The organism is Lutibacter sp. (assembly GCF_040883305.1).
In the GTDB taxonomy this organism is placed as follows: Bacteria; Bacteroidota; Bacteroidia; order Flavobacteriales; family Flavobacteriaceae; genus Lutibacter.
Genome location: NZ_JBFLKT010000256.1, coordinates 1 through 7718, shown reverse-complemented (window position 1 = coordinate 7718; position 7718 = coordinate 1). Strand labels below are relative to the sequence as shown.

8 protein-coding genes are annotated in these 7718 nt (G+C 30.2%); 5 read left to right on the top strand and 3 right to left on the bottom strand.

Annotated elements, in window-relative coordinates; genetic code table 11:
• Nucleotides 1–1343, bottom strand: a 1343-nt coding sequence (gene hutH / locus AB1Z17_RS08075; protein ID WP_368051291.1) for a histidine ammonia-lyase, incomplete at its 3' end; no start/stop codon positions are given.
• A 74-nt stretch (nucleotides 1344–1417) separates the two neighbouring features.
• Between hutH and AB1Z17_RS08070 the strand changes: the two genes are divergently transcribed.
• The 5 genes from AB1Z17_RS08070 (at nucleotide 1418) to AB1Z17_RS08050 (ending at nucleotide 5983) form a co-directional block, all read left to right on the top strand.
• Nucleotides 1418–2320, top strand: a complete 903-nt coding sequence (locus AB1Z17_RS08070; protein ID WP_368051290.1) for a LysR family transcriptional regulator — start codon at nucleotides 1418–1420, stop codon at nucleotides 2318–2320.
• A gap of 183 nt (nucleotides 2321–2503) precedes the next feature.
• Entirely contained in the window at nucleotides 2504–2719 is a 216-nt protein-coding gene (locus AB1Z17_RS08065) for a hypothetical protein (protein WP_368051288.1), read from the top strand.
• Between the two features lie 228 nt (nucleotides 2720–2947).
• Entirely contained in the window at nucleotides 2948–4453 is a 1506-nt protein-coding gene (locus tag AB1Z17_RS08060; RefSeq protein WP_368051287.1) for a glutamine synthetase family protein, read from the top strand.
• Nucleotides 4454–4514: 61 nt separating this feature from the next.
• On the top strand, nucleotides 4515–5093 hold the full coding sequence (locus AB1Z17_RS08055; RefSeq protein ID WP_368051286.1) for a DUF1287 domain-containing protein: 579 nt from the start codon (nucleotides 4515–4517) through the stop codon (nucleotides 5091–5093).
• 173 nt (nucleotides 5094–5266) lie between these two features.
• On the top strand, nucleotides 5267–5983 hold the full coding sequence (locus AB1Z17_RS08050; RefSeq protein WP_368051285.1) for a tRNA1(Val) (adenine(37)-N6)-methyltransferase: 717 nt from the start codon (nucleotides 5267–5269) through the stop codon (nucleotides 5981–5983).
• 63 nt (nucleotides 5984–6046) lie between these two features.
• Here the strand turns inward: AB1Z17_RS08050 and AB1Z17_RS08045 are convergent, their stop codons facing one another.
• Together AB1Z17_RS08045 and AB1Z17_RS08040 are read right to left on the bottom strand one after the other, a co-directional pair.
• Nucleotides 6047–7417 (bottom strand): saccharopine dehydrogenase family protein, encoded by a 1371-nt coding sequence (locus tag AB1Z17_RS08045; protein WP_368051284.1) that lies wholly within the window; start codon nucleotides 7415–7417, stop codon nucleotides 6047–6049.
• 117 nt (nucleotides 7418–7534) lie between these two features.
• A partial coding sequence (locus AB1Z17_RS08040) for a DUF2007 domain-containing protein (protein ID WP_368051283.1) occupies nucleotides 7535–7718 on the bottom strand: 184 nt, incomplete at its 5' end.

Genomic DNA, 7718 nt, shown 5'->3' with positions numbered 1-7718 from the left:
TCAAAAGCTTGTGCAGCGCACAATAGTTCAATCGCCAATATTTTTTCTAAATTATTGAGAACTCTTAATGCTTTTCTTCCAGAAATTGAACCCATACTAACATGATCTTCTTGACCTAATGATGTTGGAATACTATCGGCACTTGCAGGAAAACACAAACCTTTATTTTCACTAACCAATGCTGCGGTTGTGTATTGTAAAATCATAAAGCCAGAATTTAAACCTGTATCTTTCAATAATAAACGTGGTGTACCATCGTATTTTCCTTCCAAAGAAAGATAGGTTCTTCTGTCTGAAATACTTCCTAATTCTGCGGCAGCCAAACAAGCATAATCCAACGGCATTGCTAAAGGTTGACCGTGAAAACTTCCACCGCTAATTATTAAATCTTCAGAAATTATAACAGGATTGTCGGTTACAGAATTCATTTCGGTTTCAACAACTTCTTTTAAATGTAACCAAGCGTTTCTGGAACTTCCGTGCACTTGCGGAATACAACGCATTGAATACGGATCTTGAACTTTTCCACAGTTTGTATGCGAATTTCCTATTTCAGAATCCTTTAAAAAAGTGCGCATTCTTGCAGCTACGTGAATGTTTCCTTTAAAAGGTCTTGTTTGATGTAATTCTTTATAAAATGGTGTTTGCGAACCCATTAAACCTTCAATCATTAAACTTCCAATTAAATCGGCATGCGACAAACATTTATACATTTTATCGACTACCATAACCGCGTGCGCTAAAATAAATTGCGTACCATTTATTAACGCTAAACCAGCTTTTGGATGCAGTTCAATTGGTTCTAAATTGAATTGTTTTAAAACTACTTTTGTTTCAACTAATTCATTTTTATAATACACTTTTCCTTCACCAATTAAAGGTAAAAACAAATGCGATAATGGACATAAATCTCCAGATGCACCAACAGAACCTTGTTCTGGCACCATTGGAATCACATCATTTTCAATATGCCATAAAATTCGATTTAAAACTTCCATTGATATCCCTGAGAATCCTTGAGACAACCCTTGAACTTTTAGAATAAGCATTAATTTTGCAATATCCTTGTCTATAGGATCTCCAACACCTACAGAATGACTTAACAATATTTTGCGTTGTAATTCGCTGGTATTATCTTTTGAAATTCGAGTATCGCACAAAGGTCCAAAACCTGTATTTATGCCATAAACGGCTTTGTCATTTTTTGCCGTTTTTAATACAATTTCATGACAAGCTTGAATTTTACTCAAAGCTTCATCCGTAATTTTAGCTTTAACCGTTCCATTTAATATTTGTAAAACTTTACCAACTGAAAGCTTATCTATTCCGTATTTAAACATCATAAGTCCTTGTTTTTAACAAATTTACTATTATATTTGATGCTTAACAATACCAATATTGTTTCATATTAATAACTATGAGTAATCAAATAGAATTAAGACATCTCAACTATTTTATGGTAGTTGCAGAGGAATTGCATTTTAGAAAGGCTGCTGAACGCTTATTTATTTCACAACCTGGACTAAGCAGACAAATTAAACAAATGGAAGTAGAGCTAGGAGTAAAGCTATTTGACCGAAATAATAGAAATGTTGTAATTACCAAAGCTGGTGCATATCTTTATAAAGAATTAATCGTATCACTTAAAGAATTAGAAACTATTTTAAACAACACCAAACGGTTAAATGATGGAATTGATGGTAACTTAAACTTTGGTTATGTAGGTTCGGCAATGCAGAATATAATACCGGAATTATTGATTGAAATCCGTTCTAGCTATCCAAATATCCATTTTAGTTTAAAAGAAATGGATAATCAAAAACAGGTGGAAAATTTACAAGTTCAAGAAATTGATTTGGGTTTTGTGCGCTTAGAAAGAGTTCCGAATGATTTAGAAATAATACCAATATTGGAAGATACGTTTTCATTGGTTTTACCAAATAATCATTGGTTAAATGAATCTAATTTTAAAAATATTTCACAATTAAAAAATGAGCCGTTTATTATGTTTGATGCTTCATATAGCCCGAATTACTATCAAAAAATAATGCAGATTTTTGATTATTATAACTTTTCACCTATAATTTCACACAAAACAGTGCATTCAACGTCTATTTATAAATTAGTTGAACATAATTTCGGTATCTCAATAGTTCCAACTGCTTTGCAAACTGGCTACACTAAAAATGTAAAGTTTATTGAATTGAAAAACATTCCTCAACGTACTATTTTATCTGCTGTTTGGAGTAAAAAAAACAGGAACCCTATTTTACCTAAAATACTAGAAATTGTTACTAAGCATCATAATATTTCAAAATAAATGAGGTCATCTAATTTATAAGCTGAAAATTAAAGTAGTTGGGTTTCACAAGAATATTTTTGTACTTTTATAAATACTAATTGTCTCTTTGCTCCAAATTAATTAAATATTATGGCTCTAAATAAAAGATATCTCATCATCTTCCTTGTTACTTTAAGTATACTACTTGTTCCATTTATAGCTATGCAATTATCAAATGAAGTGAACTGGGGTTTATTAGATTTTATAATTGGAGGAACATTATTACTTTGTACAGGATTTATAGTTGATTTTGTAATTAGAAAAGTGGCGAAAATTAATTTCAGAATTGCGATTATTGTAGCTCTTTTAATCTTATTATTTCTCATTTGGGCAGAACTTGCGGTTGGTATTTTGGGAACGCCATTTGAGGGTAGTTAATAATTAGTATTAAACAATTGAACCTAATAAAAGTTGTTTAGTACTTTATACTATTTCTTTTTTTAAGCATTTTTTATAAAAAATTGATAAGCAAGTATTATTTATGGATAAAATAAAGCAAGATTTCTAACAAATAATCATAGTGTTTCTATCTAAAAAAGGCGTACATTTATTAGCGTTTTTCACAACTTGAAAAACTGTTTTTTTAACAAAATAATGATTATTAAAATGAGAGATTTAGAGATATTAATGAACCCAAATAAACTGGTTAAGCACCTTAAAAAACCAGCAAATGAATTTACAAAATACGACATTATAAAATTTATTGACGATCATCATATAGAAATGCTGAATTTTAGATATGTTGGCGAAGATGGAAAATTAAAAACCTTGAATTTTGTAATTACAAGTAAGGATTATTTAGAATCTATTTTATCAACTGGTGAACGTGTTGATGGTTCAAGTTTATTCTCATATATACATGCCGATTTTAGTGATTTATATGTGATTCCTAGATTTAGAACTGCATTTGTTAATCCGTTTACCGAACACCCAACTCTAGACATTTTATGTTCTTTCTACACAAAAGATGGGCATCCTTTAGAAAGTGCTCCAGAATATATTTTAAAGAAAGCTTCAACAAAATTTACTGAAGACACTGGTTACAATTTTAAAGCAATGGGTGAATTGGAGTATTATTTAATTAGTGAGAAAAGCGATTTATATCCTTCCGAAGATCAAAAAGGATATCACGAAGCTTCACCTTTTACAAATTGGGAAAATTTAAGAACTGAAGCTTTATTAGTGATTGCTCAATGTGGAGGGAAAATTAAATATGGACATTCTGAAGTAGGAAATTTCAGTACAGATACTCATATGTACGAGCAAAATGAAATTGAATTTATTCCTGTTGATCCAGAAGAGGCTGTTGAACAACTCATTATTTCTAAATGGATACTTCGTATGCTTGGTAAAAAACACAATGTTGTTATTAGTTTTGCTCCAAAAATTACGGTTGGAAAAGCAGGAAGTGGTTTACACATTCATATGATGCTTGAAAAAGATGTTACAAACTATATTGCTGATGATGTTGGCTTAACAACTATTGCTAAAAAACTAATTGCTGGAGTTTTAGAACACTCACAATCTTTAACCGCTTTTGGTAATACAATTCCAACTTCGTATTTAAGATTGGTTCCACATCAAGAAGCACCAACAATGGTTTGTTGGGGAGATAGTAACCGATCGGTTCTTGTCAGAGTTCCTCTTGGTTGGATTGCAAAAACGAATATGATTAAAGATGCAAATCCACAAGAAAGAGGAAGTGTGCCATATATACCAGGAAAACAAACAGTTGAACTTAGATCACCTGATGGTTCAGCAGATTTATATCATTTAATGGCGGGTATTATTCTGGCTGCGAAAGATGGAATTTTAGATGAAGACGCATTAGAAAAAGCAAATAAAATGTATGTGAACTTCAATATTTTTGATGATAAACACAAAGACATATTTAATACTCTAAAAAGGCTGCCTACTTCTTGTTATGAGTCAGCGGAATGTTTAGAAAAAGACCGTAAATTCTATCAAAAAGATGGTGTTTTTCCTAAAGGAACAATTGATGGTTTTGTAAAGCGTTTAAAAGATTTTGATGATAAGAATATGAACGAACGCTTATTTAATAATCATGTTGAAATTAAAAAAATGGTAGATAATTATATCCATCATATGTAACATATTTTAAAAATTGGAATAAATTTTGCTTTCTTCAAATACATATATCTAAACATGTAAAATGAAGAAAGCATTTTTTATTCTAATAATTCTATTTTGTAATTTAATAGTTGCACAAGATGTCCAGAACATTACGTTGTCAGATGCAGCATTAACCTTAACAAAGCAGCAAGTAACATACGATTCGAGTTATTACTCAATAAGTTATCCAAATGGAGATATTCCGAACTCTAAAGGAGTTTGCACTGATGTTATAATCAGAGCTTACAGAATACTTGGTATAGATTTACAAAAAGAAGTGCACGAGGATATGAGGGCAAATTTTAATAAATATCCGAAAATTTGGGGGTTAACTACAACTGATAAAAATATAGACCACAGAAGAGTTCCCAACTTAATGAAGTTTTTTGAAAGGCATGGAACAATTAAAGTGAACTCTGCAAACTCAAGCGATTATTTGCCTGGAGATATTGTTTGCTGGAATTTATCTGGAGGAATTACCCATATTGGTATTGTAATTCATAGAAAATCTAATGATGGAAAACGTAATTTAATTGTACATAATATCGGTGCAGGACAAGTTATTGAAGATTGTCTTTTTGACTTTAAAATTATTGGTCATTATCGATACTATTTATAAATACGAGACTGAAATTGTTTCATCAAGCAGAAACATTATTAGATGTTAAATTATCAAGAGAATAAAACCTAAGTTGCGCACACAAGCAAAAGAAACTAGTTTAAAATTGCTTAATATTGCACAACAAATACAAATTAATTAAATATTTCTTTTTGAATATTTCAATTTAAACTATGTCTAATAAACCATTTCAATTTAAACAATTTACAATTCAACAAGATAAAACTGCTATGAAAGTTGGAACAGATGGCGTTTTGTTAGGTGCTTGGGTGTCATTGGAAGCAAATCCATTTAGTATATTAGATATTGGAGCCGGAACAGGATTAATAGCTTTAATGTTGGCACAAAAAAGTAATGCTGAATTAATAGATGCTGTTGAATTAAATAATGAAGCTTATGAGCAAGCAGTCGCTAACTTTGAAGAAAGTGATTGGGGGGACAGACTGTTTTGTTACCATGGATCTCTACAGGAATTTGCAGAAGAAATTGATGATTCGTACGATTTAATAGTTTCCAATCCACCGTTTTATACAGCAACATATAAAAATATTGACGAAGATAGGGCAATGGCAAGGCATACAGAAACCTTGACATATAGAGATTTGTTAAAAGGAGTTTCTAAATTGCTGTCAAAGAATGGAAGTTGTGCTTTCATTATTCCATATTTAGAAGCAGCGAATTTTATAAAAATTGCAGCTGAATTTAAATTATTTCCAAATAGAATTACAAATGTAAAAGGAACTGAAACTTCAGAAATAAAACGCAGTTTGTTACAATTTTCTATTGAAGAAAAACCTATTGAAAAAAGCGAGTTAATTATTGAAATAGCACGTCATAATTATACAACGGCGTATAAAAATTTAGTAAAAGATTTTTATTTGAAAATGTAGTTTGCATTGCTGTTGCTGTTTTTCACTATCAAAACTAAAATTTAATAAACATAACACCTTTTTTTAACCAACTATAGTTTCTGGATTGTATCCTAAATAAGGAACATTTTTGTGTTTAAAGATAATTCCATTTTCTTCAAGTTCTTTTAAAATTGGTTCGTAAATAGTTTTTTTAACTGGAATAATAACGCCTGTAGCATTTATTTGTTTGTTTAGTACTTTTAATGCAGCGATGGCAACAGGTAAACCAACGGTTTTTGCCATTGCTGTATAAGTTTGATTGTCTCCAATACAAACCATACTACTTTCAATTTGCTGTTTTTTACCATTAAGTTCGTACCCGAAAAGATGTTGCATAACAATCATATCCTTATCGTTTTCTTTTAGAGTCCAACTGTCTTTTAATATTTTTTCAAGAATTTGAGCGGGAGTTGCATTTTTTAGACCTATTTTTTTTGTGCTATCAAAAATATTAAGTTCTAATAATTTTTCCCAAATAATATCATCCTGATCAATTTTTAAGTAATGTCTTAGTTTTAATTCAACAGAATCATATGGATTGTATGCCAAAAAAGAATTGGTAAAATCTCTATAACTCATAGTTTCAGAATCTTCAATAGTGTAACTATCATCGGTCATTCCTAATTGTACAAAAATATTCCAGGCTTTAGAAAACCCAACACGCCTAATTGTTCCTCTATATAAAGTTAAAATGTTATCTAACCCATATACATTCCTATATTTTAAAGAATCTCTGTTTGCATATGCCTCAAATTTTCCAAAACCATCTATTTTTAGTATTTCTGTGCGTCTAAATAGTTTATGATATGGAATGTATTTGTATTTTCCTTCCTGGATAAATTTTGAAGCTCCGCCTTGACCTGCTAATACTACATTCCGAGGATTCCAAGTGAATTTATAGTTCCATAAATTATCATCGCTCTCAGGAGCTACTAATCCACCGCAAAAGGATTCAAAAAGCAACATTTTTCCTCCTTTTTCAGAAATGCTATCAATAATTTGCATGGCACTCATGTGATCAACACCAGGGTCTAAACCAATTTCATTTAAAAAAGTTAGTCCTTTTGCTTTTACGTCAAAATCAAGTGCTTGCATTTCTTTCGAAACATAAGAGGCAGTAACCATACTTTTACCAAATTTTAAACAATCTTTGGCAATATTAATATGTAAATGTGCTGGTAACATTGAAATAACAATACTCGAATTTTTTATTGCCGCTCTTCTTTCTGAGTCGTTAAAAATATCTAATGTTATGGCTGTACCATTTTTATGTTGTTGAATTTTGTTTTTAGCTTGTTCTAAAGAAACATCTGCAACATTTATATGTAGATTTTCAGAAACTGATTTGTTTAATAAATATGTTATTAAAGACGATGAAGATTTTCCTGCACCAATTACTAATATTTTTCGCATTGTAACTTTTTTAATATGAATTCATAATAACTTTTAGTTCAAAATTAAAAGTTATTATAATTTCAATGCCTAAAACGAAATTACTAATTTAAATAAGGAAAACTTAGTTAATTGAAATTAATTATCAGAAGAATTTACTTCATCTAAAATTTTTTTAGCTTTTTCCAAATTTAGTGCGTTTACCTTAAGCTTATATCCTTCAACAAAAGCTGTACCGATTGATGTAGCAATATTTTCATCAATAATATAACTTTCAATACCCTGATTAGCTAAAAGAGTTTTTGCTATATGAACTTCATGT

Bases quoted from the DNA above. Each gene is read 5' to 3' on its own strand.
- AB1Z17_RS08070 (WP_368051290.1), top strand. From the start codon at position 1,418: ATGAGTAATCAAATAGAATTAAGACATCTCAACTATTTTATGGTAGTT.
- AB1Z17_RS08065 (WP_368051288.1), top strand. From the start codon at position 2,504: ATGCAATTATCAAATGAAGTGAACTGGGGTTTATTAGATTTTATAATT.
- AB1Z17_RS08045 (WP_368051284.1), bottom strand. From the start codon at position 7,417: ATGCGAAAAATATTAGTAATTGGTGCAGGAAAATCTTCATCGTCTTTA.
- AB1Z17_RS08060 (WP_368051287.1), top strand. From the start codon at position 2,948: ATGAGAGATTTAGAGATATTAATGAACCCAAATAAACTGGTTAAGCAC.
- AB1Z17_RS08055 (WP_368051286.1), top strand. From the start codon at position 4,515: ATGAAGAAAGCATTTTTTATTCTAATAATTCTATTTTGTAATTTAATA.
- AB1Z17_RS08050 (WP_368051285.1), top strand. From the start codon at position 5,267: ATGTCTAATAAACCATTTCAATTTAAACAATTTACAATTCAACAAGAT.